The sequence below is a fragment of the Vibrio sp. Y20_XG_PY13 genome, assembly GCF_024181925.1.
Lineage (GTDB): Bacteria > Pseudomonadota > Gammaproteobacteria > Enterobacterales > Vibrionaceae > Vibrio > Vibrio parahaemolyticus.
Genome location: NZ_JAMZAL010000001.1, coordinates 228918 through 251976, shown reverse-complemented (window position 1 = coordinate 251976; position 23059 = coordinate 228918). Strand labels below are relative to the sequence as shown.

The 23059-nt window shown below is 44.3% G+C and carries 23 protein-coding genes; 6 read left to right on the top strand and 17 right to left on the bottom strand.

What is annotated here, in order from left to right; all coding sequences use genetic code 11:
• Window positions 1-11: 11 nt before the first annotated feature.
• Genes tssL through tagH form a run of 4 tightly spaced genes read right to left on the bottom strand, consistent with a single transcriptional unit; the run spans window position 12 to window position 4324 of the window.
• A complete protein-coding gene (gene tssL, locus NL646_RS01155) occupies window positions 12-1304 on the bottom strand; it encodes a type VI secretion system protein TssL, long form (RefSeq protein ID WP_023585078.1) in 1293 nt (430 codons plus the stop codon).
• Between the two features lie 11 nt (window positions 1305-1315).
• On the bottom strand, window positions 1316-2641 hold the full coding sequence (tssK, locus tag NL646_RS01150; RefSeq protein WP_301339266.1) for a type VI secretion system baseplate subunit TssK: 1326 nt from the start codon (window positions 2639-2641) through the stop codon (window positions 1316-1318).
• 21 nt (window positions 2642-2662) lie between these two features.
• A complete protein-coding gene (tssJ, locus tag NL646_RS01145; RefSeq protein ID WP_005463795.1) occupies window positions 2663-3118 on the bottom strand; it encodes a type VI secretion system lipoprotein TssJ in 456 nt (151 codons plus the stop codon).
• 9 nt (window positions 3119-3127) lie between these two features.
• Window positions 3128-4324, bottom strand: coding sequence for a type VI secretion system-associated FHA domain protein TagH (gene tagH, locus NL646_RS01140; RefSeq protein WP_253663736.1), 1197 nt, complete (start codon window positions 4322-4324; stop codon window positions 3128-3130).
• 322 nt (window positions 4325-4646) lie between these two features.
• On the opposite strand from tagH, the gene NL646_RS01135 reads away from it, so the two are divergent.
• The 4 genes from NL646_RS01135 (at window position 4647) to NL646_RS01120 (ending at window position 9000) form a co-directional block, all read left to right on the top strand.
• Entirely contained in the window at window positions 4647-6788 is a 2142-nt protein-coding gene (locus NL646_RS01135) for a serine/threonine-protein kinase (RefSeq protein ID WP_253663735.1), read from the top strand.
• Between the two features lie 111 nt (window positions 6789-6899).
• The gene (locus NL646_RS01130; protein WP_025500157.1) at window positions 6900-8435 is read left to right on the top strand and encodes a response regulator; all 1536 of its coding nucleotides are present in this window, start codon (window positions 6900-6902) and stop codon (window positions 8433-8435) included.
• A 2-nt stretch (window positions 8436-8437) separates the two neighbouring features.
• Window positions 8438-8773: an Hpt domain-containing protein gene (locus tag NL646_RS01125; protein WP_253663734.1), complete on the top strand. Its 336-nt coding sequence runs from the start codon at window positions 8438-8440 to the stop codon at window positions 8771-8773.
• Window positions 8774-8808: 35 nt separating this feature from the next.
• A complete protein-coding gene (locus NL646_RS01120; RefSeq protein WP_005480239.1) occupies window positions 8809-9000 on the top strand; it encodes a hypothetical protein in 192 nt (63 codons plus the stop codon).
• 27 nt (window positions 9001-9027) lie between these two features.
• Here the strand turns inward: NL646_RS01120 and NL646_RS01115 are convergent, their stop codons facing one another.
• The 4 genes from NL646_RS01115 to NL646_RS01100 form a co-directional block, all read right to left on the bottom strand.
• The gene (locus tag NL646_RS01115) at window positions 9028-9522 is read right to left on the bottom strand and encodes an ATP-binding protein (protein WP_025535164.1); all 495 of its coding nucleotides are present in this window, start codon (window positions 9520-9522) and stop codon (window positions 9028-9030) included.
• The gene (locus tag NL646_RS01110) at window positions 9515-10735 is read right to left on the bottom strand and encodes a PP2C family protein-serine/threonine phosphatase (RefSeq protein WP_029847176.1); all 1221 of its coding nucleotides are present in this window, start codon (window positions 10733-10735) and stop codon (window positions 9515-9517) included. The genes NL646_RS01115 and NL646_RS01110 overlap by 8 nt, the downstream gene beginning before the upstream one ends.
• Before the next feature lie 24 nt (window positions 10736-10759).
• A complete protein-coding gene (locus NL646_RS01105) occupies window positions 10760-11020 on the bottom strand; it encodes a hypothetical protein (protein ID WP_015313320.1) in 261 nt (86 codons plus the stop codon).
• A gap of 221 nt (window positions 11021-11241) precedes the next feature.
• Window positions 11242-11856, bottom strand: a complete 615-nt coding sequence (locus NL646_RS01100; RefSeq protein WP_069525326.1) for a glutathione S-transferase — start codon at window positions 11854-11856, stop codon at window positions 11242-11244.
• 144 nt (window positions 11857-12000) lie between these two features.
• On the opposite strand from NL646_RS01100, the gene NL646_RS01095 reads away from it, so the two are divergent.
• Both NL646_RS01095 and NL646_RS01090 read left to right on the top strand, forming a co-directional pair.
• Complete coding sequence (locus NL646_RS01095; RefSeq protein WP_025623045.1) at window positions 12001-12576, top strand: TetR/AcrR family transcriptional regulator; 576 nt, start codon at window positions 12001-12003, stop codon at window positions 12574-12576.
• Window position 12577: 1 nt separating this feature from the next.
• Window positions 12578-12982, top strand: coding sequence for a PPC domain-containing DNA-binding protein (locus NL646_RS01090; RefSeq protein WP_047731915.1), 405 nt, complete (start codon window positions 12578-12580; stop codon window positions 12980-12982).
• A 98-nt stretch (window positions 12983-13080) separates the two neighbouring features.
• Here NL646_RS01090 and nirD read toward each other — a convergent pair whose 3' ends face one another.
• The 9 genes from nirD to cobA form a co-directional block, all read right to left on the bottom strand.
• Window positions 13081-13416, bottom strand: a complete 336-nt coding sequence (nirD, locus tag NL646_RS01085) for a nitrite reductase small subunit NirD (RefSeq protein WP_140262373.1) — start codon at window positions 13414-13416, stop codon at window positions 13081-13083.
• Entirely contained in the window at window positions 13417-15936 is a 2520-nt protein-coding gene (gene nirB / locus NL646_RS01080) for a nitrite reductase large subunit NirB (protein WP_253663733.1), read from the bottom strand. It abuts the gene before it with no gap.
• A gap of 10 nt (window positions 15937-15946) precedes the next feature.
• On the bottom strand, window positions 15947-16783 hold the full coding sequence (locus NL646_RS01075) for an ABC transporter ATP-binding protein (RefSeq protein ID WP_005463767.1): 837 nt from the start codon (window positions 16781-16783) through the stop codon (window positions 15947-15949).
• A gap of 11 nt (window positions 16784-16794) precedes the next feature.
• Complete coding sequence (locus NL646_RS01070; RefSeq protein ID WP_077672909.1) at window positions 16795-17760, bottom strand: ABC transporter permease; 966 nt, start codon at window positions 17758-17760, stop codon at window positions 16795-16797.
• Window positions 17761-17832: 72 nt separating this feature from the next.
• Window positions 17833-19197 carry a CmpA/NrtA family ABC transporter substrate-binding protein gene (locus NL646_RS01065; protein WP_253663732.1) on the bottom strand — a complete coding sequence of 455 codons (1365 nt, stop codon included), beginning with the start codon at window positions 19195-19197 and terminating at the stop codon, window positions 17833-17835.
• Window positions 19198-19462: 265 nt separating this feature from the next.
• On the bottom strand, window positions 19463-20044 hold the full coding sequence (locus tag NL646_RS01060; RefSeq protein WP_021450804.1) for an ANTAR domain-containing response regulator: 582 nt from the start codon (window positions 20042-20044) through the stop codon (window positions 19463-19465).
• A 63-nt stretch (window positions 20045-20107) separates the two neighbouring features.
• Complete coding sequence (locus NL646_RS01055; protein ID WP_171055870.1) at window positions 20108-21025, bottom strand: dienelactone hydrolase family protein; 918 nt, start codon at window positions 21023-21025, stop codon at window positions 20108-20110.
• 168 nt (window positions 21026-21193) lie between these two features.
• On the bottom strand, window positions 21194-22147 hold the full coding sequence (locus NL646_RS01050; protein ID WP_025575342.1) for a glycosyl transferase family protein: 954 nt from the start codon (window positions 22145-22147) through the stop codon (window positions 21194-21196).
• On the bottom strand, window positions 22144-23049 hold the full coding sequence (gene cobA, locus NL646_RS01045; RefSeq protein ID WP_025575340.1) for a uroporphyrinogen-III C-methyltransferase: 906 nt from the start codon (window positions 23047-23049) through the stop codon (window positions 22144-22146). Before cobA ends, NL646_RS01050 begins: the two co-directional genes overlap by 4 nt.
• Window positions 23050-23059: the final 10 nt, after the last annotated feature.

Sequence of the window (23059 nt, the reverse complement as noted above, 5' to 3'; positions counted from 1 at the left end):
TTGCCCAACCGTTAGTTGCCCACAATAAGATCGATTTCAATTCGACGATTCATTGCTCGGTTCTCTTCACTGTCATTTTCTACCAAAGGTCTCGCATCACCCAATCCTTCAGGAATCACTCTACCTTTAAGTGCACTGTTGGCGATTAACTGTTCGGAAAGAGAAGTTGCGCGAGCTAAAGACAAGTGCCAATTGGATGGGTACTTGCTGGTAAATATCGGACGGTCATCGGTATGCCCGGTAATTATGATCTTCCCTTGTGTCGCTTCTAAGGTACGTGCAACTTTAGAAATAACTGGCTGTATGTAAGCCACAACGCTCGCACTACCAGATTCAAATAGGTCTTGAGCTCTAAGAGAAATGCGAACTCTATCTTGCAGCGCCTCCACAGTGACAAGATCCTTGCCAATTTCCGTTGCTAAATACATAGATATTCTTTCGGCAATAGGTGCTGACTTTGACTCAACCATGGGATTACTAACAGCTGGGGTTGGTTGAATCAGGTTTACCAATTGAGCAAAAGTTTGGTTGGAAGCTTTGTTCAACTCGTAACTGAAGTACATAAAAATACAAACAAGCAGTGCGGAAGTTACCGAACAAACCACCCACAGAGGTGCACGTTCCGAAACCTGAGCACCTGCCAATATATGTTGTTCTACTTTGTTACTAAGCTCTTGCTGTACTCCGCGACCATGTGACTTAAGCACTGATACAACTTGTTTTCTCAATCTACGGTGAGCTTCAAGCCCATTTTTTTCTAAACGATACTGGCCTATAAAACCCAAAGATAAGCATACGTACATTAGCTCTAGTAAATCTAAGTGGGATTCCGGATGAGCCAAACAGCTATCTAGATGCTTAAAAAAAGCCTCTCCACCTTGGCTGCTCGCGTAAAAAGAGCTCAACAGAGAATCATGTGTCCAAAACGATTGACTCCCCCAATTGGTATTCAATACTGCTTCGTCTAAAGAACAGCACAGACAATAACGTGCGGTATCAATGGTTTCCAAGTCAACATCATGTTGACGCAGACGATTCTCATAATCCCTAAGTTTTTGCGCGAGCGTTTCTTTGAGAAATAAAGGATCGGAATGAGTAGCTGTTGCTCTGATTTGTCCAATAATCGAAAGTAGACCATTAGCTTCTGCCAATAGTGGATTATCTCCATAAGCAACAACTGAATCGTTGTTAACCAACTCAGGGCTTTTGGATATCACAACAGTACTGTCTGCTGATCTTTGAGGCTGAGCTTTAGATACAGCCGCTCTTCCGCCAGGAGTAGGTTTTACTATCGTCTGTTCCATACTTACCACTTTTATTGATTAATGCTCCAAAGCTCTATGTCCGGATTTGGGAAATGACCAGATAAATGCAGTGCAATACCACCGCTGTCTTTAAGTCGCATCCAGAATGGCCCCTTCTTAACGACCTCAAAATAAACATACCCCGTTTGATATGGAATCTGTCGTGGCACGACACTTAAAGGAGCTACGTTAATTCCATTAATCTGGTTGTTGATTAGATCTCTAATCTGTTCTGCCGGACCAAGCTTCAATTGCGCAGGGACTAAGCGTCTAATCTCATCCGTTGTTGTGTCCGCTTTAATCGCCAATACAAACTGACATGATTCCAATAGTCGCTTATCTGGAAGTGGTGTCACTTGGATACCGTACTGACGTACTTCTAGTGGCAACTTACTTGCAGTCTGATCAAGAACGACACTCAAGTACTGACTAAGGACTTGATTAAGTTCAGCAAACACACTTGCAACTTCAAGGTGATCGTAAGCTTTGAGATTAGGTAAGCGCTTGGTGGTGTGAGAAAACGTTGCCAACTCGCCTATGTAGCCTTTAAAGGTTGTCGCAAGCTCTAAGGGGTGTACTTTCTCCAGCTCACTAAAATGCTTCAATATGGCTTCATATCGATTCAACATTTGCAGCATTATGAAATCTACCGCAGATGCTGAAGCCGCTTTTCCTTTAACAAGTCGTTGAGCGATAACATCTGCGCGCATCTTGGTCATTGCCATTGCATTACGTAGATACCCCGTCATCACCTTGTCATTTAACAAGTTTAGAAGTGGCGGTACGTAAGAGTCATCAAGAATGACCTCTCCTTCCGTAGAAACTTCTTTAATCTTAAGGATTGGTAGCTCTATATAACCTGTTAACTGCTCATTGCTTGATTTCAGCTCGATATTTAATGAGGCCACTTGAATCGTTTCTTCATCTTGGCCCGTCAGGTTATCAATAACGTCTAGATCTTGAAGTAAATACCGAGAAACCGTTGTTTCACTTGGATCCGCGATCATTTTACTGCTGACTTTTGAGAGTGGAACGATCACCTTCACTAAGGTATTTTCCGTCCCTTTTTTTACCTTTAAAGGAGACAGAAAACTTGTCGTTGCTGAAAAGTCTATCAGCGTCATATCAGGAAGAATTGCTTGAAGATTATCAAGTTCAATCAAGCCTGTTTTTAAGGCATGTTCTTTTACACGGCAATTCCAAACGCCCCAGTTATATGAGCCACCTAAACTGTGTAAGCCTTTATATTCATTAGATATTGCGCGTTCGTGCTGTTGAAAATGCTGGGGACGCAGAAACATCCCCTCGCACCAAGCCGTCTTGGAGTATTGCATCATTTATAATTAGCCAACTAAACGTTATTGTACGACCAAAGACAGATCTTCTAACGAGATTTGATAAGTGTTGTAACCCGTCTTATCTACTTTAATGACTTGTCGCCAATTTGAATTCTCAATATCGCGAAACGCGGCTACGATACCCAAATATTCTGTTTTAGGAGACATACTAGCTTGGTAGATTTCTTTTTGGCCTGGTGTCAAAGATATTTCATATTTATTCACCAAGTCTGGACCGAGTACTTTTTCATGCTCCTCATAAATAGAGAAAAAATCTTGGCTCTCAAACAGTGTATTTGATGTAAGTTCAAATACATATACAACAACTGGTGATGGTCTTCCATTCGAGTCAGGGTTGATATTATGATTTGCCGTTATTTCTAAATCCGCATATGGGTCGACCACTAAATTAGCGGCGGAGCATCCCATTAATACTAAAAATATAAACAGCAAAAATGATTTATAAATTTGTTTCACAATCCCACCTTAACCTTTATTCTTGAGCGCTAATTCGTAGTGCTTAGCAAAATCTTCTAAATAAAATGGAGACTCTTTATTGACAAGTTCATCTATTAATTGGCTATGAATACCTTCAAAGCGCTTCCAACTCTGAGCATATTTTCTTGCTGGAATAACCTTGTTAATTACATTGTCTTTAGCCAATGCATCTGAATAAATAGTATTAGGTTCAACGAGAGACATGACACTCGATACCGTACCCGCTACTCCTTGCATTAAAGCCTGCTCATGATTTTCAATATCGTTAAATGCTTCTTTTATTGCGGCATTAGGCTTTAAAAAGCTTGACGTTTTACGGTTATACAAATTGTGAATTGCATCTTCCAAATTTGCTGAAAACTTTAGTGGATTATTTTCAGACTTTCTAAATGCAGTATGGTTAACGCGATTGGTTTGTTTAAATACAGCCCGATTGTGAAGAGTCTCCATTAGCCCAATAAGCATAAGAGAAAACGACTGACCTAATTGTTCAAACCACTGCTCTCGATTTTGGCTTGGTACCATATTGGGGTCGATCCCCATGCCATAAATGAAGGCTTCCAGTTCACCTCGATGCACTGTAGGTTTTTGACTTTTAGCGTTGGTATCAGGCTGCATTGATGTAACTTTAGGTTGTGGTACTTCAGTTCCGTGACTCGGAATTTCTAGAAAATCATCTACTAGACCAATGTCTAACTGAAAATCTGATGGGACACTTTCATCCATCAACTCGGCAGCGCTTAAACCAAAATCTTCCATCTCTGGAATCGATTCTACGTGCTGTTCGAATCCAACTGGCGTCTTAACCTCTGGGTTAGATGTAAATTGATGCTCTGTCCTATCTTCAGAGATATCACTAATACTAATTTGTATTTGATAATCGCCTAAAGCAACAGTGTCACCATGGGACAAAGCAAGCTCATTCCCTTGGCCGATTGGAGTAACTGCATTATTAACAAATGTGCCATTTGTTGATAAATCTTTAATTAGATATTTATCGCCAAATTTAATCAATTCGCCGTGAGTCCCAGAAATAACTCTCTCAGGGTCTGGTAACGTCCAGTCACATTGTTCTGAGCGTCCGAAGGTTACCTTTGCATGCTCATCACTTGATTCAAACACAAACTCACTCTCTATTTCCGGAGTAAATTTGTGGAAACTCGTTATGGTCAATACCAATTTCATGAAAAACCTCGCCAAAGACCTGCTAAATATTTATATATCGATTTTTATAATTAGATTTGAATCTTTAATTATTAACATTAAGATTAATAGAGTTCTTATAGCTGTTATAAAAACTATTGACGGCATAATGAATCATTTTTTTATCAAAGCAATCATGAATTGTTGAACAATTTTAAATATCCAACCAGGTTCAAATTTTTGACACTGAAACTTTCACCCGTCAAAAAACCGATGTTAGTTTGGCCGAGAAAATCTAACCGAAGTATTTTTCATTTAGCAGGAATATATATATTAACCCCATCATTTATATGGAGTCCTTGTGATGGAAGAAAAAAATAAAGACAAATCTATAAATAGCAGCGATAGCGGAGATAAAACAAAAATTGTAAAGACTCAAAAAAGAGAAAACGCAATTGAACCCGCTAAAAACGTTAATAAACAAGACTCCGCTGAAAATATAAATGAAACGGATACAAAACTGTCTCAAAAAGAAAACACAATACCACCTATCAACAAAAGTGATAATAAGAACACAAAAAACAAAAGTGTTATTAACTCAAATTTAATTGGGCAAACAGTAAAAAACCGTTACGAAATTGAGTCTATTTTAGGTCATGGTGGACTCTGTGATGTTTATTTAGCAAAAGACAAAATTCTTGAGTCTTCTGGCTCGGAGTCCCCTTATGTTGCTCTAAAAGTTTTACAGAAAGAGTTTGCGTCTCAGCCAGAGACAGCAAGAATGTTGATTCGAGAAGCGCAACAAACACAAAGACTTAGTCATCCAAACGTAATCCGGGTCTTTGATTTCGGAGTCGACGGTGATATCTACTTTTTAGTGATGGAATATATTGACGGCGAAACGTTGGAAAGTTTAATCCAACGATCTCGTCCAAATGGTTTGAAGTACCATGCAATGCTTTCTATCCTCAACCAAATCCTCGACGCACTATCCTATGCTCATTCGCTCGGTGTTGTACACGCCGACTTAAAACCAGCCAACGTAATTTTAACCTCCGAAGGCCATGTAAAGCTTTTGGATTTTGGTGTGTCGAAAACTCACCAGATCAAACAAGATCAGTATGCAGCAAAACGTAAAACAGAAGATCTAGAAACGCTGGGCTACACGCCTAACTACGCCTCACTCAACCTGCTCTCAGGAAAAGAACCAAACATAAGCGATGATATGTTCGCCTTATGTTGTATTACGTATGAATTGTTGAGTTGTAAGCATCCATATTCAAGAACACCTGTCAATGAAGCACTAAAGAAAAATATTAAGGTCTCTAAACCAGCAAATATGCCAATAGCGAAGTGGCCGATTTTCTCGAAGATTTTTTCAACTGGCACAATTCCCGCTGATTTTAATGCAAAGACAGTTAAGCGTCGTTTGAACAAGCAATATTGGCCCTTGGCCACTGGAGTCGCAGCCAGCTTGTTGTTTGTGGCAGGTCTTGGATTAGTCTACAATCAACAGCAAGTTGCCATTTCCGGTCTAGAAGCAAAGCTCAGTCAACAAAACGAAGTTATCCAAAATGCAGAGCTTCTATTAAGTACCTCGCCGGAGCATAGCCGCTCTTTAATCGATGGTGACGATGCCCTTCATCCTCTAATTAAAGCTGGGTTGCTCCGTCTACATAAGCCCTATTTACTCGGTCAATTTGAATCAGAAATAGACGATGTACTCAATTCCGATGCAACTAGCTATCCGAATTACGATGAGATTGAGGCTATTTTACAAAAGGCCAAGGGATACTACCCGGACTCACATAAAATCGAAGTTCTTGCATTAGACATTCAATCAAGTAAGCACTCTACTCTACTTTCTATTGCTCGTCAGATTAACAGTCATTTGGAGAAATCACGTTACGATAAGGAAGAAGATACCAAGTCTATCTATGAGCTGAAAGAAGAGCTAAACCAGATCCATCAGGACTACCCTTTCGTACCGAGCTCACTTTCTAGTGACGTGTTTGGTAAACACTTAAGTGACGCGTTGAAAGATCGTGATGCAGCGGCATTAGTAACATTGATAAAGGTTGGCAACACGTTCTTCACCAATAGCGATGAACATAAAGCTAACTTAGAGATAAGCAATGCGATGAAAGATGCGGTGCTCGAAATGAAGCTCTATGAAACGGCGATAGATTCGAGCAATCCGTTACCTTTCCCTATCGATGCCGCTCGAATCTTGTATCAAGACGAGTTTGATGGCCTGTACTATCGCCTAAAGCAAGCAAGAACCACTGTACATTTGGATAAGTTAGTTAAAGACGTCGATAAATTCTCTGAAAACTTCCCTGTTGGATTCCAAGATATCAATGACCTACGCTTCCAAACAGCGGACAAGTATCTACAATTCTCCGACATTCTGTTGAATAAGAGAAAGACCACCAGCGCTAGACGAGCAATGAAGAAAGCGAACGATTTGATGAAACAAATTGAGCAAGATTCCAAGCAAAGTTAACGAATTTTGTTTCATTTAAGGGGCTTCTAAGCCCCTTTCCTCAAAAACGCCTTGCCTTTATGCACTCAGATGACTAGCTTATTAGTGTAGCTGTAGTAAGGAAGATAGACTTTGGCCGAGGGAAGAGTCGCCGTTGGTGATATCAATATCCTGGTCGTTGATGACTGTTCTACATCATCACTGCTAGTGAAACACCAACTCATTGCATTAGGCGCAAAAGCTTCTAACATCACTTGCGTGACTAACACGCAAGCGGCCTTACTCGCCGCAAAAACTCGCTTTTATTCCTTCTTAGTGATTGATTACCATCTTGCAGAAAAATACACAGGTTTGGATCTCGTTCACCTCCTGAGCAGAGCGCAACTGATTTCAGACACAACCGCTGTGCTTATGATTTCTAGCGATGCCACAAAAGAGACAGTTCTCACAGCACTTTCTAGCTCTGGGCGGGTTCGTCACCTGCTAACAAAACCCCTTCAAACAAAAGCACTTTACACGAAAATGCTCCAAGCACTGCAAGAACAACAGCACATTGCCGCTGTAACAAAAAGACTGCTGGCTTCACAACCTCTCTTACTATCTGATGTCATCTTGCTTCACAAGACCCACGCGTCCAGTATTTGTGTTGAATCTCTGATTATCGATACTTTAGTTGAAAGACGTGACTACACACTACTTGAGGATTATTTACCTCTCTGCAGTCAGAAAGAGCATGCAAGTAAAGTGTGTGCGACGGCGTTTTTGTTGCATCATCAAGGGCACATATCTGAAGCAGTCAAAGTTCTGGCTGATTATGTAACTCGGAATCCGCTCTGCTTGGCTGCCATTGACAGTTTGATCGGTCTTTATGAAAGCTTGGGGCAACAACGACATGCGCTCTGTTTGGCAAAAAGAGCTTTTTCGCTCACGCCAAGTAATGGTTCTCGTTTTCTCTCAGCATCCCGAATTACTGCCAAGTTGGGCCTGTTTGAAGATCTCTATGAGCTAGGCCGTACCTATGCAGCCCATTTATCACAAACCGATGCCCAATGGCTTAATGTCCTTTCTTCTTACGTTGATTTAGTCAGCGACCATTTTAAAACGCTTACTCATATTCATTCCAAGAGGAAAGTGCTTGTTCAACTGAATGAACTCTGTTTACTCACGCAAAAGCAGTTGGGTAAAGAGCAGCAAGTCAATCTATTAGCTTTTAAGCAGCTCATGCAGTGCAAGCTACTTCTCGTCGAGTCTCGCGCGGCAGAAGCGCACCTAAAATTGCTAGAGTCATTGAGTTACTTTTACGATATTCCAACACAAATGCCGATAGCATTATTGAAACAAGCCCTTCCGCTATTAGCATTTTTTGGTGAGTTTTCTATCAGACGCAGCTTGCTCGGAGTCATCAATCAATCGTGTTCATCAGTCCGACTTCAAGAGTGCAATATCGTACCACACGAATACGATTATCCATTTTCAGTAGAGACAAAACTGAACGCTCTGGCAGCGCCGGACCAACAATACCATTCTAATTCGGAGTCGGTGGTTAACTTCTTAAAACAAAGGGCATTGCCACCAAATTGGTCGCGATGGTTAAGCGATTATCTCTCTGGTTCTTTTTCTAGCCAGATACCCGAACCGTTTAGCTATCACGTAACCGACAGGGAGTGAAAATGATCAACTTCGAATTGCTCAATCAATACATGGACAATGACGTAGACATCATCATTGCTGTCTTTTCAACGTACTTGGAGGATTACTCTGATGCGACAGAACAACTAAATGAAATGTTCGTACAACAAAATTGGCCAGAGCTGTATCTGATGGCACACAGCTTGAAAGGCATTCTAGAAGGCTTTGGAGAAGATATCGCAGTTGTTGCGCTGGAGAAGATAGAAACAAATACAAGAAACAATACTGCACCAGAATGCGAAGATATAACTATAGTTAATAACGAGCTGGTGACAATTAAAAAGCAGATTTTCGCTTACTTAGACAACTTAAAATAAAACACCTTAAGGCTTAGAACGGGGAAATTATGAACATGGACAACAACCATTTCAAGGAGTTGATTGAGTCGCTCAAGGACTTAACTCCTACTCAAAAGCGATATTTGATCAGCAGAACCAAGATGTCCTTGGACGACGAGAGCGGGATGCTAAATCCGCAAGACTTGTTGACCAGAGAAGAACTAGAAGCGCTTCTGTCATCGGCTTCCACCACCGATAACAAATAAATAACGCTAATTCGTCATGGACGAAAACTAAGAACTAGGTAAAGTGACAGAACTTTGCTTGGTTGTTAGACGCCCCTCTCTTTTAATCAATACAAACGTATTTTTTCGACCACATCTCAGTACCTGAAAACTGTCAACTAGATTACTTATTAACATTAATCCTCTTCCTGACGACATCCAGCTGTCTTCATCAAACAAGCTTGGTGCTTTTATTTCTTTATTCGTGTGCTCTTGGAAAACCGATTTTTTAATAGGACGACCGTAATCAGAAATACGCATTTCGATCTGAGTAGACTTAGAGTCAGATAAGATTGCACACTCGAGCTCAATCGGCTCACCTTCCTGCTCATCGTAGGAGTGTATAAAGGCATTGTTCATCACCTCAACTACGCACAATTCGAGGTGTTGGACATCACTTACCAATACCTGATGTTGAAAGAGAAACTCGGCAAGCTGCTTACTCGCCTCACGGGAAGATTTTAGTGAGCTAAGAAACGTTTTTTTAAACTCGTAATCAGTCATCCTCACCCTCACATGTCGACGTGTTTGGACCAGACCATTGAAGTTGTAAAAGCGTCAAATCGTCGTCTAGCTCTTCCTTCACTTGCCAACGTTTAATGCTTTCGACGACAGAAGAAACCTGTGCTTCAAATGGAAGTCCAGAAACGCTCTGTACGTTCGCGATTAAACGATTTACAGAGAAAAGCTCATTGTCGTACCGCGCTTCAACCACGCCATCAGAAAAACACCAAATCGAGTCGTTTGGTTCTAACGTAATTTCCCCGCTCTTGTATTGCATTGGTGCTAACGCGCCTACTATAAAATTCTCATCACCAACCATATCAATGGTTGCTTCTGATTGATGTCGCCATAAGAACTTAGGGTGACCGGCGGTACAGTACCTCAGTTTGCCTGTTTGAGTATTCAAAACTGCGTAAACGATTGTGAAGTACAATTGGCTGTCAGGCGTTTGTTGATATCGAAGGTTGAGCCTCTCCACCACCACATTCGGCTCCGAAACAACATATTCGCCCTCGACAAGATCTGTCGTTACCGACTCCGGTCCACAGCTTCGAGATAACGTTTTTTGAATGGAAAACGACATCAGAGCAGACGAGATACCGTGCCCAGAAACATCGAATACATAAAACGCCACATGCTGCTCATCAAGCGCAGTATAACCGAGCATATCCCCACCAAGCTGAGAACAAGGAAGATAGGAATAACTTAATTTTGTCACTCCGATTTGCTGCTCTATCGGTAAAAGCTGCCTCATGAGATCACCAGCAGATTCTAGATCTTGTCGAATCGTTTGGTAAGCGACGTCTAATTCTTGATTTCTCGCGAGTAACATATTGTGCAAATCGAGAGTACGAAACCCTGCTCGTATGCGTGCTTGAAGCTCTTCTACCGATGTTTTTTTATCTACGAAATCATCCGCGCCAGCGTCAATGCCTTTGACAATCGAGCCCTGATCATTGCGTGAAGAAAGCAGGACAAAAAAGATATACCGCTCAAACGCCGCAGATTTGAGTAGACGACACAAATCAATACCACTGAGCCCAGGCATCATCAGGTCACTGAGAACAAACTGAATATCTTTTCGGTGCGTCAGGACTTCAATTGCAGACTCACCGTCCTCCACCGCGACGACTTCGTACCCTTGCTTTTGCAATGCGGAGGTCATGTAAAGCAATACCGTTTTGCTATCGTCGACCAATAAGATTGGTTTCATCTCTCTCCTCAACGCTTGTAGCGACTAACGAAGTACTCTATTTATTGACTGCTCATCTCTAAAACGACTGTAGTCTTCGGCTAATAGTTGATGCTGATAACGGGTGTAAGACAATGCTTCGTTTGAAATGACTATCTGATTTTCTTTTTCGATAAGCTGCCCGCGCAATTGTTCTATTTGATCACTTTGCTGCGTATAGTTCAGGTACATCGCAACTAAACCAAAAATAGAAACAACGAGCGAAGCAAACAGTACGTTGTTGATGGTTTTGATTTGAAGATTCATAACCTCTCCTTGTCTCTTGCCAGACATCTCTAAATGAAAAGAACGTCTACAGACTAAGAGCACTCTGCTCTAAAACGCATTGAAGCCTATTGAGGTTGTTGTATATAAAAATAATTATAGGAGATGAGTAAAAAAAGAAGAGAAAACTTGAAGTATTTGAATACCTTTTTGTCATTGGCGTTCAATACGCAGCGAGAGAGAAAACGCTCGCTGCGAAAAAATTAGCTTTGGAATGCGTCTCGGGTAGACACTTGTTCAAACCAGCGAGCGATGTTTGGGTACTTCTCGAAGACTTCAATACTCAAACCATTCACCGCAAAACCAATGAAAATATAACCGGTAATATCGACAACGGAAAACTGGTCTGTCGCAATGTATTCACTCTCTGACAAACGTTTATCTAATGTTGGCAAAAACTCGAGGACGCGAGACTTGGATTCTTCACCCCACGCTGCCACACAGTTTTCACGATCTTGGTAGATCGCCGTAATGTTACGAAACGCTTGGAATGCCGCATAAAGGCCTTGGAACTCGACGACACGGTGCCACATTTCCACCTGTGCTCGTTCTAATTGATTTGCGCCAAACAGAGCTAAGTCATTTTCAAACGCTTCATCGAGATAGCGGCAAATAGCCACGCTTTCACAGATCGTTGTGCCATCGTCTAGCTCCAGTAATGGCACTTTGCCATTCACGCTTTTTTGCTTGAAAGATTCAGACAAATTATCGCCCTCACGCACGTTCAACGCGACACGCTCAACCTCTCCACCAATTTCCTTTAAAAAAATGCTAACTCGCTTACAACTTGGAGTCATTGCTGTTTCATAGAGCTTCATTTTGTATCCTTTTTCTTTTTCTAACCGATTGGTTAGGATATACTGTAGCCAGTTTATAAACGATCAGTCAAGAACTTCATTTCCAAAAAGTTGTTCAATAAGTTTAGGAGTGGTTTGAGAAAAACCGCTCAGGTAGGTACGCATATGGCAAGAAAAGCCAACTTCGATCGAGAAGAAAAACTCTTAGTCGCTATGGACGTTTTTTGGCGCAAAGGTTTTGCTAATACATCCATTTCTGATCTCACTGACGAGTTGAATATCAACCGCTTTAGCCTTTACAACACCTATGGTGATAAGCAGCAGCTTTACTACGAAGCACTGGATGCTTATCTAAAAAAAGTCTCGTTGCCCTCACTCACCGATTTAGAGAAAGACGGCGCATCCCTGCCGGAACTTGAGTCTTTCCTTAAGTCCTTTGCGGACCTGCAACGCAAGCGAAGTTGTGGGTGTTTTATTCAAAATGCGTTGATAGAGCACGCCGGCGAAGACGATGATGTACTGAGAAAAGGGCATTTTTTATTTGATCATTTAATCGACATCATTACCGATGCCTTGAAAAACGCACAAAAAGAAACCTTAGTGCCGAAAACGCTGAAACCAGAAGAACTCGCTCGTTTCGTTCTCAACAACATGCAAGGCATGCGCGTACTTGGCAAAGCCAAACGTTATGCCGACTTAGATACGGCCCTTTCCTGCTTGCTGGTTTTGATTAGGAAGTAACATGTCGATTGAAGTGATAGCAGTACGTCTTACCAAAGGCATGGACTTAAAACTGAGCCTTGCGAAATTGGTCGAGCAGCACGGTATCAAAGCAGGCTCGATTGCCTCATGCGTTGGCTGTATCTCTGACCTCAACCTTCGTTTGGCAGGTGCAGAGAGTACGTTAACCAAAAAAGAGCCATTTGAAATCGTCTCTGTGATGGGAACCCTGACGCCTGAACATCAACACGTTCATATCTCGGTGTCTGATCGTGAAGGACGAGTCTGGGGTGGACATTTAATGGAAGGCACGGTTATAGATACCACCGCAGAGTTGATCATCCATTCTTACTCAGAACTTGAGTTTACCAGAGCGATGGACAACTCGACCGGCTATACCGAACTGCAAGTGAATCCTTCCAAATAGTAAAAAGCTCCAGAGCCATACTGTGCTGTCTCTGGAGCTTTATTCGCTTGTCTCTTACGCTAAGAATTCACTCATATCGAGCAAACTAATTTCGAGGATCATTCTTCGACTAAGTAACAAACCTGATTATCGTCTACCGTTACTTGCCACGTTTTTAGACAGTGCGCATCATCTTCCAAACATTGCCCACTCTTTAAACTGAAGTGTTGTTTGTATAGCGGTGATGCAACACAAATCTCACCGTCGATATCACCGACAATCCCTCGACTCATCACATAAGCCTTACCAATTGGGTCCCAATCTTGAACGGCGTAAACACCGCTATCAGGAATGTAGAATAGCGCGACATGCTCGCCTTCAATCAACACCGTGGCACCGATGAACGGCATTAGGTCATCAAGCTGACACAATTTCACTTTGGTTAAAGCTGCCATTTACACCTCCTGTTTCACGGGAATACGCTGACCGCGCACACGCTGGTACGGTAAGACTTTGCTACCCGACGTGCTGTTCAAGAAAGGACGGAAGCGTTGCAATTTTTGAGGATTATCCAACGTACTCTTCCACTCACATTGATAGGTATCTACGACTCGTGCCATTTGCTCATCCAATGAGTCACATAGGTTGAGAGAGTCATCCAAAATCACTTGTTTAAGGTAGTCTAAGCCCCCTTCCATGTTCTCCATCCACACTGACGTGCGCTGTAAGCGATCAGCGGTGCTGACGTAGAACATCAAAACCCGGTCGATCATGGTGATCAACTCTGATTTGGATAGGTCGGATGCAAACAAATCAGCGTGTCGTGGTCTCATCCCGCCATTACCACAAACGTATAGATTCCAGCCGTTTTCGGTGGCGATCACCCCAATGTCTTTACTTTGCGCTTCTGCACACTCGCGAGTACAACCCGATACGGCAAACTTAAGCTTATGGGGCGCTCGCAATCCTTTGTAGCGGTTCTCTAAATCAATGGCTAATCCGACCGAGTCATCAACACCATAGCGGCACCAAGTAGAGCCGACGCAAGATTTCACGGTGCGCACCGATTTGCCGTAGGCGTGCCCTGTTTCAAAACCAGCATCAATTAAGGTTTGCCAGATTTCAGGAAGTTGCTCTAACTGCGCACCAAATAAATCCACTCGCTGACCGCCAGTGATCTTGGTGTACAGATCATATTGCTGAGCAACTTCGCCGATCACAATGAGTTTGTCTGGTGTAATTTCGCCACCAGGGACACGAGGCACAATCGAATAAGAGCCATCTTTTTGTAGGTTTGCCATAAAGGCATCGTTAGAATCTTGTAGAGACTGATGCTTAGGCTCCATGATGTGTTCATTCCACAAAGAAGCAAACACAGATGCCGCTGTCGGCTTACAGATATCACACCCATGCCCTTTGCCATGCAGTGCAATTAAGGTGTCGAAGTCTTTGATCTGTTCCACTTGGCAAATATGGAACATCTCTTGCCGACTGAGCTCAAAGTGCTCACAAAGGTGGTTGTTAACCTCTACCCCCATGGCTGCCAGTTGAGTATCCAATACCGACTTCACCATATTGCTACAGCCACCACAGCCCGTGCCGGCTTTGGTGTTGGCTTTAAGGTCCGTCAGGTTGGTAGTGCCAGCTTGAATCTCGGCAACTAAGTCGCCTTTTGTGACGTTGTGACAAGAACAGATAATGGCGCTGTCTGGCATCTCTCCATCAAGCATTCCAGTATCAAACAGCAGGTTCGCCGCGTGGTCTGGCAGGACCGTTTTGTTCAAATAACAGTGTAAGAGCGCATCGTAATCGCTGTTGTCACCAACGAGAATCGCACCAAGCAATTGAGTGCCACTCGCATCAACCACCAGCTTTTTGTAGATGCCTGCGACCGCATCTTGCAAGACCATTTCCTGTGCGCCTTCGGTTTGCATTTGTGCATCACCGATAGACACCACATCCACCCCAAGTAGTTTGAGTTTGGTGCTCATGTCTGCACCTTTAAAACCTTCGCTCGGCATTCCAGTCAAGACATCGGCGGTGGTTCTCGCCATGGTGTAACCGGGAGCGACCAAACCAAAGATCTTCTGCTCCCAAAGGGCACATTCGCCAATCGCGTATATGTTCTCATCGCTGGTTTGGCATTGGTTATTAATCACAATACCGCCTCGCTCGCCTACTTCTAGCTCAGCCAGCCTTGCCAACTCATCTTGGGGGCGAATCCCTGCGGAAAAGACAATCACATCCACTTCGAGAGGATCTTTGTCTTTAAACACCATGCGATGCTTAGCCGTTTCACCATCGCAGATTCGTTCCGTACCCGTTGAGGTGTGAACGGTTAGCCCTAGCGCTTCAATCTTCTCTTTCAGCACTAAGCCGGCACCATCGTCTAACTGTACGGGCATCAGGCGGGGTGCAAATTCAATAACGTGAGTTTCTAACCCCAATAGTTTGAGTGCGTTTGCCGCTTCTAAACCCAACAAGCCACCACCAATCACTGCGCCTGTTCTTGCGCCTTCACATGCCTTCTTGATTTGTGAAAGGTCATCAAGCGTGCGGTAGACAAACACGTTATCGCGGTCTTTACCTTCAATTGGCGGCACAAACGGGTACGAACCGGTCGCGAGCACGAGTTGGTCGTAACCCAGCACATCTTCACCATCAAGCAGAATGCGCTTTTGCTCTCTGTCGATGCCTGTTACTTGACTGCCAAGTACCAGTTGGATGCCATGCATGTCGTACCATTCTTGGTTACTCAGCATTAAATCATCATGAGACTTACCCGCGAACAAAGAGGACAACTGTACACGGTCATACGCGATAAAACGCTCTGCACCAATCACGGTAATTCGGTGCTCCAAATGCGCATTTTTCTGCACTAATTGCTCGACGAGGTGTTGCCCGACCATACCGTTGCCTACCACAACGATGTGGCTCAATGCGTTCTTTACTGGGATCGTTAAAGGACTGTTCATCGCTGCCTCCTTATGCCGTTTGCGCTGCGGTTTTGGGTTTGTCTTCTTTCGAAGCTGGAATCTCGGTTTTAGATTGCTTCTCGTAAAGGAACTTCAACACCGCTTGTCGACACTTCTGATACTGCGCATCATCTGCCAGTGCAACACGCTCACGAGGGCGAGGTAGATTCACTTCTAACACTTCACCAATAGTTGCAGCCGGTCCGTTGGTCATCATCACGATTTTGTCGGATAGCAGCACCGCTTCATCCACGTCATGGGTGATCATGATGACGGTGTTGTTCAGCTCGGCTTGAATCTTCATCAGTGCATCCTGTAAATGCGCACGAGTTAACGCATCCAACGCGCCAAATGGCTCATCCATTAGCAAAACCTTCGGTTGAAGTGCCAGTGCTCTCGCAATGCCGACTCGCTGCTTCATACCACCCGAGATTTCATCCGGCTTTTTGTGCGCGGCATGCTGCATTTGAATCAACTCCAAATAGTGATTCACTTGCTCCTGAATCCACGCTTTGCCCTTTTTGCCGGCAATTTGTTTTACTGCGAGCTCAACGTTTTGATACACGGTTAACCAAGGCAATAATGAATGGTTTTGGAACACCACCGCGCGGTCGGGTCCCGGCCCTGCCACCTCTCGCCCATCGACTATCACGCCGCCGTCTGTTGGCATGTACAGCCCTGCGACTAAGTTCAATACAGTTGATTTACCACAGCCAGAGTGACCAATCAGGGATACAAACTCACCTTTATTGATTTGTAAATCGACGTTCTTAAGCGCGATGAATTCGCCATCTGGCGTTGGGAATCGCATCCCTAAACGCGTTAGATCTAATAATGCTTTTTCCATGATCTTTTCCCTTATCTCAACGCTTGTTGTTTATTCCAAGACAACCACTTTTGAAGTTGCAGCATGCCTCTATCGAGCATCAAACCAATAAAGCCGATAGTGATGACCGCCACCATGATGCGACCCAATGATGCCGAGCTGCCGTTCTGGAATTCATCCCAAACGAACTTGCCTAACCCTGGGTTCTGAGCGAGCATTTCTGCCGCAATCAACACCATCCAAGCGATACCTAAAGAAAGACGTAAACCGGTGAAGATCATTGGAATGGCAGAAGGTAAAACGATGGTGCGAATGTGCTGCCACCACGAAAGTTGAAGCACTTTGCTCACGTTGATTAAGTCTTTATCAACGCTCGTCACGCCCACAGCAGTGTTAATCAGCGTCGGCCATAAGCTACACAGCGCCACTGTGATCAGAGAGTTAATGAACGACTTTGCAAACATCGGGTCATCACTCACATAAGTGGCACTCACCACCATGGTTACGATAGGCAGCCACGCCAAAGGTGATACAGGCTTGAGCAATTGAATGATTGGGTTGAACGCTTGATACAGCCCTTGATTAAGACCAAGCACGATGCCAAGTGGAATCGCGATAACTGTCGCCAACAGAAAGCCCGCAGTCACAGTCACTAAGCTTGTTACGATTTGATCGAAGAACGTCGGTTTACCTGTGTAAGGACGAATCTTCACTTCCGCATCTGGATTCTTGGCTAACTTCGCAGCATTACGTTTTTCCTGACGCTCGATAAACGCTTGTTCCTTTTCTCGCTCTTGCCAATGGTCATCGACAAGGTTGTTGAACTGCTGAAAAGTTTGCACTGGCCCCGGTAGCGTACCTAATGAAGTTTGTACTTCTCTCGCTGCTAAGTGCCACATTGCCAAAAAGATCAGCAAACCAATGACGGGTAAAAGCACCAACCGACTTCGGTTCACTACCTGCTTAGCAGGAAAAAGGGAAATGACGTTACTAGACATACTCACTCCTAAGATATTTACATCCTTGTTGCCACAAGCGAATCCCCTTGCCTGTGGCGTTTATCGCTATGGTTAAACCTTGTCTTTTCCTTTAAGCCCGATAGAGAACTTCTCTAGATATCTATTTGGCTCACGACCGTCATAAACGATGTTGTCGATAAAGTGTGTTTGTGGCGCACGGAAACCGTCTTCAGCACTGAAATCTGGGAAGTCTTTTTTGCTCAACACACCATCTTCAATTAACGCTTGAGCTGCTTGTTGGTAGATATCTGGACGGTAAACCTCTTTCGCCACATCCATGTACCAATCATCGGATTTCTCGCTTGAGATTTGTCCCCAGCGGCGCATTTGGGTCAGATACCAAATCGCATCGCTGTAGTACGGGTACGTGGCGTTATGACGGAAGAACACGTTGAAGTCTGGTACATCTCGTTTGTCGCCTTTCTCGTATTCAAACGTGCCTGTCATTGAGTTGGCGATAACATCGGCATCGGCTCCCACATAATCGCTTTTCGCCAACATCTTCACCGCTTTTTGGCGGTTGGCATTGTTGTTTTCATCCAACCAATGCGCAGCTCGAATCAGGGCTTTCACGACACGAATGTGCGTGTTGGGGTTCTTTTCTGCCCATGCTTTGGACACACCAAACACTTTCTCTGGGTTGTTCTTCCAGATTTCGTAATCGGTCACGACTGGCGTACCAATGCCTTTGAATACGGCTTGCTGGTTCCATGGTTCGCCGACGCAGTACCCTTTGATTGTGCCCGCTTCCATTGTGGCTGGCATTTGTGGTGGCGGTGTAACACTCAAAAGAACATCAGCATCCAACTGACCACTGTTGTCACCAGAATCTGGGGCGTAAAAACCGGGATGAATCCCACCAGCCGCTAGCCAATAACGCAACTCGTAATTGTGAGTAGAAACAGGAAACACCATGCCCATATTGAACGGTTTGCCTTTATCCAGATAGCTGTCGACCACAGGCTTCAGTGCATCTGCTTTGATTGGGTGAACAGGTTTGCCATCTGGTTGTTTTGGAATGTACTGCTTCATCTGTTCCCAAGTATCATTGGAAACCGTGATTGCGTTGCCGTTCAAATCCATACTGAACGCGGTAATCACTTCTGCTTTTGTGCCGACACCAATCGTTGCGCCCAACGGTTGCCCTGCCAGCATATGCGCGCCATCGAGTTCACCATCGATAACGCGGTCCAACAGCACTTTCCAGTTTGCTTGCGCTTCGAGCGTGACGTATAACCCTTCGTCTTCAAAAAAGCCTTGCTCGTAGGCAACCGCTAGCGGCGCCATATCGGTTAACTTAATAAAACCAAACTTCAGGTCTTCAATTTCTGGCTCACTCAACCCTGCCTTTGCGCTAACCGTGGTGATTACCGATAACGAAATTGCTGACACTTTCAGCATCGAACTCCATTTCATTGGATTGCTCCCATAAAAAAAGCGCTACTACTCCGAAGAGCAGTAGCGCCGTTGCTAAGTCTGCAATTACCGCCATTGATAATTGAGATAAGCGATTCAACAATAAACCCGTTCTAACTAATCCAATTACTGTGCCAACTAATTTTTTACTTTAAATACAGCAAATTAGAGTTAACCCTAGTTACCAAACAATTGTATTTGCTTACTGTTAGTGCAACACGCACCACGGTAGAATTTTCACCATAACTCCAAAGTAGTAGAGAAGTTAATCCATTAACTGCAATGCCGTAATCAGGTTCTTCGCAACTTGAGTAAGCGTTTGACTCGATTGCATTGCAGAGTTTCGCATTGCTTTGTACGCGTGTTCCTCATCTACATTGTGCACTTTCATCAATAAGCCTTTGGCTTTTTCCACCAGCTTTCGCTCTTCAATCTTGTTCGTCAGCGATTCAATTTCTGAATTCATTCTCTCGAACCGCTCACGTACCAAAGTTGCGTGGTCAATCCAAGGTTGAAGAGCAAACTCAGTATCATGAGGCATCAACACATAATCCATTTGGCTTGATAACCGATTGATATCATTCGATGATAATTGCTTTAAGACGATAAGAAGTGGTGCCGATTTTTGTCGGCAGAAATCGACGATCAAACGCAGTTCCGCGGTTGGTTGCTGCCATCCAACCACAACGCTTGCTGACGGTTCTCGTTGCATTAACGCTTCTAGTTGTGCCAATTGGCTACCGATGATGTTGTCGTAATCTTTGCTCAATAAGCCGGACAATCGAGCTTGCTCTTGAAGGCTGTCACAGCAGACGATAATGGGTGTTTTTGACGTTGATTGAGTCATGCACATTCCTTGTTAATATCTCACTCACTAAAGGAGATAAAACAAGGAATGTGCCAACTCCGATTAACTGGCGATGAGATGTTCTTTGAAGAAAGCTAAGGTACGTTCCCAAGCAAGAGCCGCTTCCTCGGGTGCGTAACGTGCGGTTGAGTCGTTGTGGAAACCATGATTGACGTTTTCATACATCAAAGCTTGGTACTTCGCACCTGAAGCAATCAACTGCTGCTCGTACGAAGGCCAAGTGTCATTCACACGTTTATCCAACCCTGCGAAATGCAACATTAATGGGCCTTTCACTTGTTTTTGAATCTCTTCTGCAGCGGGTGTTCCATAAAAAGGTACGCCTGCATCGAGCTCATTTGACATAACTGCTGCCAGCATATTGACGACATAACCACCAAAACAGAAACCAACCGCGCCAAGCTTGCCGTTTCCATGTTCGTGCTGTTTGATAAATTTAGCGGCCGCTATAAAGTCTTGCTCAATCTTGGCTCTGTCCATCTCTTTTTGCATTGCTCGCCCTTCATCATCATTTCCCGGATACCCACCTAACGGGTAGAGAGCATCGGGAGCAAAGGCGATAAAACCATCTTTCGCTAGTCGTCTAGCGACGTCTTTGATGTAGGGGTTGAGGCCACGGTTTTCATGAATCACCAAAACCGTTGGTGATTTGATGGTCTTTTTCTGAGGCATCACCAAGTAACCACGCCCTTCACCATGCCCATTCGGCGACGAAAAGGTTTCGTACGTGGCTTTGATTTCAGGATCATTGAAGGAGACTTGCTCGGCAAGCGCGTAATTTGGTGTCAGCGCGTCAACCAGTGCGGTCATGCTAAACCCTAGCACCGCAAGGCCACCAAGCCGATTAAGAAATTCTCGGCGCGAGATCTTTCCGTGCGCGTATTCGTCGTACCAATCGAAGGCCTCTTGCGGGATGGGGTGAGCCGCCTTTTCACTTGACGTCGTGTGCTTTAGCATTATCCATGTCCTCGTTTCTTATCGAAAAGTAAACCCATCACCGCAATGGTGATGTTTATGCTAACCAGCAAAGAGAGACTTGTGGTGATAAATTCATCACTGACGAGCATACACAAACAATAGATAAAGGATTCCGATCCAACAACTTTGTATCGTTAGGCAGTCATGCAATCAGTTCGCTGCGCAATACGACGCCCAGTACGAAAATGCACGTTCAAAAGCTTGTTCTCTGTCATGCATTTCAGCAAACAAGACAACCGTCATGGTAGCTAACACCGTGTTCGCCATTTGATTCATGTCGGTTTCTTCTGTACCAAATGGACAAACCGTAGGCATTGGCACCTCTGACAGCATTTGCTCTGTCCAGTAGTGAGATGTCACGCCACTGGGTTGACTAAGCCATACTGTCTGGCTTACTTTCGGGTTGTATTCTGACTCACCCGACTGGCCTTTAAACGACACCACAGCATGCGCCGTTTGGCCAATTTCGTACTCGACTTCAGCATGGAGCTGCTGAAAACCAGGATGGAAGCTACCACGAATACCGACTGTCGCCTGCCCCGGGTTCAGTGCTCGAACCACGGTATTAATCGGCGTTCTAAGACCATAACGATTCTTCCAACCAATCATGGTTTCTGCTTGCGGCGCAAACACACTCAGCGGTAGATACACGATGTTTTGTGTTTCTAACACACGCTTTGCGTCTTCTGCTGATTCCGCTTTCTTGATCGCAAACTTATCAAGGTAATCTTCGGCGTGTAAACGACCAGATTGGCGGTCGTGATAACCGTGCATCAATACTTTATGACCGTTGTCAGCAAGGATTTTCGCTGCCAACAGGTGCCAAGGCTGACCTGCCGCCTCACGTTTGCCTGCGTAACATGGCCAGTCAATGTCTGCGCCAATGGCAGGCATGCGCGATTGGAATGCTTTCACAAAGCCAGCGATTTCTTGTTGAGTCTCGTTTTGTACGCGGATCAGCATCAATAACATCGCCATCTGATCATCGCCGCACTCACCGTTTAGGTATTCATCCATAACTCGAAACGCTTGGTCAAAGTTCAGTGGTTTTCTACCACGCTCGCCACGACCGACTGTTCTGATACATTCCAAAATGCTGCTCATATTCCCTCGTATTCCGTCACCGACTGTACGGTTTCTATTAGTTGTTCGCGCAGTTTGACAACTTCTCCCATCACAATCAATGCTGGGCTGATGCCTTTGAGTGTAATCGATAACTCATTGAGCTGATTGAGTTGGGTAACATGAACTTGTTGTTGAGGGCTGCAGCCATGAGTGATAATCGCGACAGGGAAATCTTGGTTCAAACCAGCACCAATTAAACCGGTTTGTATATCTGTCGATTTTTCTAATCCCATGTAGAACACCAATGTTTGGCCGCTTTGCATCAGTTGGCTCCAAGCATCAAATGCGCCCGTGACCACTTGCCCTGTTACAAAGGTAACGCTGCGAGCAACACCACGATGAGTCAGCGGAATCAAGCTATTTGCGGAACAACCAATCGCTGCAGTAATACCGGGGATGACTTCATACGGAATCGCATGTTTGACTAGAGCTAACGCCTCTTCGCCTCCACGGCCAAATACAAAAGGATCTCCCCCTTTTAAGCGCACAACTCGCTTTCCTTGTTGAGCGAGCGATACCATCAAGTCACAGATTTCTTCCTGACCTATACTAGGTTGTCCGCATCGTTTGCCCACGTAAATCCAATCGGCTTGTGGCGAAGCCAACTCCAAAATATCTTTGTTAACCAAACGGTCGTATAACAACACCTCTGCCGACATAATCGCTTTCACTGCCTTTACTGTTAACAAGTCAGGATCGTGCGGCCCTGCTCCGACAATCCACACAAAACCTTTGTGGTTCGCGTCGAGATCTACGGATTGGTCTTCTAAAAGCTTGTTCAGTTTGCTTGCTTGGTCATGCCTAGAAAAGCGAGACGAACGTACTTGATTCTGATCCGCTTGTCCTTTCTTAAACCAAGACTTTTGATAAGGCGCTTCCATGTGCTTATCC

Bases quoted from the DNA above. Each gene is read 5' to 3' on its own strand.
- nirD (WP_140262373.1), bottom strand. From the start codon at position 13,416: ATGGCAGCTTTAACCAAAGTGAAATTGTGTCAGCTTGATGACCTAATG.
- NL646_RS01120 (WP_005480239.1), top strand. From the start codon at position 8,809: ATGGACAACAACCATTTCAAGGAGTTGATTGAGTCGCTCAAGGACTTA.
- tssK (WP_301339266.1), bottom strand. From the start codon at position 2,641: ATGATGCAATACTCCAAGACGGCTTGGTGCGAGGGGATGTTTCTGCGT.
- NL646_RS01125 (WP_253663734.1), top strand. From the start codon at position 8,438: ATGATCAACTTCGAATTGCTCAATCAATACATGGACAATGACGTAGAC.
- NL646_RS01110 (WP_029847176.1), bottom strand. From the start codon at position 10,735: ATGAAACCAATCTTATTGGTCGACGATAGCAAAACGGTATTGCTTTAC.
- NL646_RS01090 (WP_047731915.1), top strand. From the start codon at position 12,578: ATGTCGATTGAAGTGATAGCAGTACGTCTTACCAAAGGCATGGACTTA.
- NL646_RS01075 (WP_005463767.1), bottom strand. From the start codon at position 16,783: ATGGAAAAAGCATTATTAGATCTAACGCGTTTAGGGATGCGATTCCCA.
- NL646_RS01135 (WP_253663735.1), top strand. From the start codon at position 4,647: ATGGAAGAAAAAAATAAAGACAAATCTATAAATAGCAGCGATAGCGGA.
- NL646_RS01050 (WP_025575342.1), bottom strand. From the start codon at position 22,147: ATGAGCAGCATTTTGGAATGTATCAGAACAGTCGGTCGTGGCGAGCGT.
- NL646_RS01100 (WP_069525326.1), bottom strand. From the start codon at position 11,856: ATGAAGCTCTATGAAACAGCAATGACTCCAAGTTGTAAGCGAGTTAGC.
- tssL (WP_023585078.1), bottom strand. From the start codon at position 1,304: ATGGAACAGACGATAGTAAAACCTACTCCTGGCGGAAGAGCGGCTGTA.
- NL646_RS01115 (WP_025535164.1), bottom strand. From the start codon at position 9,522: ATGACTGATTACGAGTTTAAAAAAACGTTTCTTAGCTCACTAAAATCT.
- NL646_RS01070 (WP_077672909.1), bottom strand. From the start codon at position 17,760: ATGTCTAGTAACGTCATTTCCCTTTTTCCTGCTAAGCAGGTAGTGAAC.
- cobA (WP_025575340.1), bottom strand. From the start codon at position 23,049: ATGGAAGCGCCTTATCAAAAGTCTTGGTTTAAGAAAGGACAAGCGGAT.
- NL646_RS01065 (WP_253663732.1), bottom strand. From the start codon at position 19,197: ATGAAATGGAGTTCGATGCTGAAAGTGTCAGCAATTTCGTTATCGGTA.
- NL646_RS01105 (WP_015313320.1), bottom strand. From the start codon at position 11,020: ATGAATCTTCAAATCAAAACCATCAACAACGTACTGTTTGCTTCGCTC.
- nirB (WP_253663733.1), bottom strand. From the start codon at position 15,936: ATGAACAGTCCTTTAACGATCCCAGTAAAGAACGCATTGAGCCACATC.
- NL646_RS01095 (WP_025623045.1), top strand. From the start codon at position 12,001: ATGGCAAGAAAAGCCAACTTCGATCGAGAAGAAAAACTCTTAGTCGCT.
- tagH (WP_253663736.1), bottom strand. From the start codon at position 4,324: ATGAAATTGGTATTGACCATAACGAGTTTCCACAAATTTACTCCGGAA.
- NL646_RS01060 (WP_021450804.1), bottom strand. From the start codon at position 20,044: ATGACTCAATCAACGTCAAAAACACCCATTATCGTCTGCTGTGACAGC.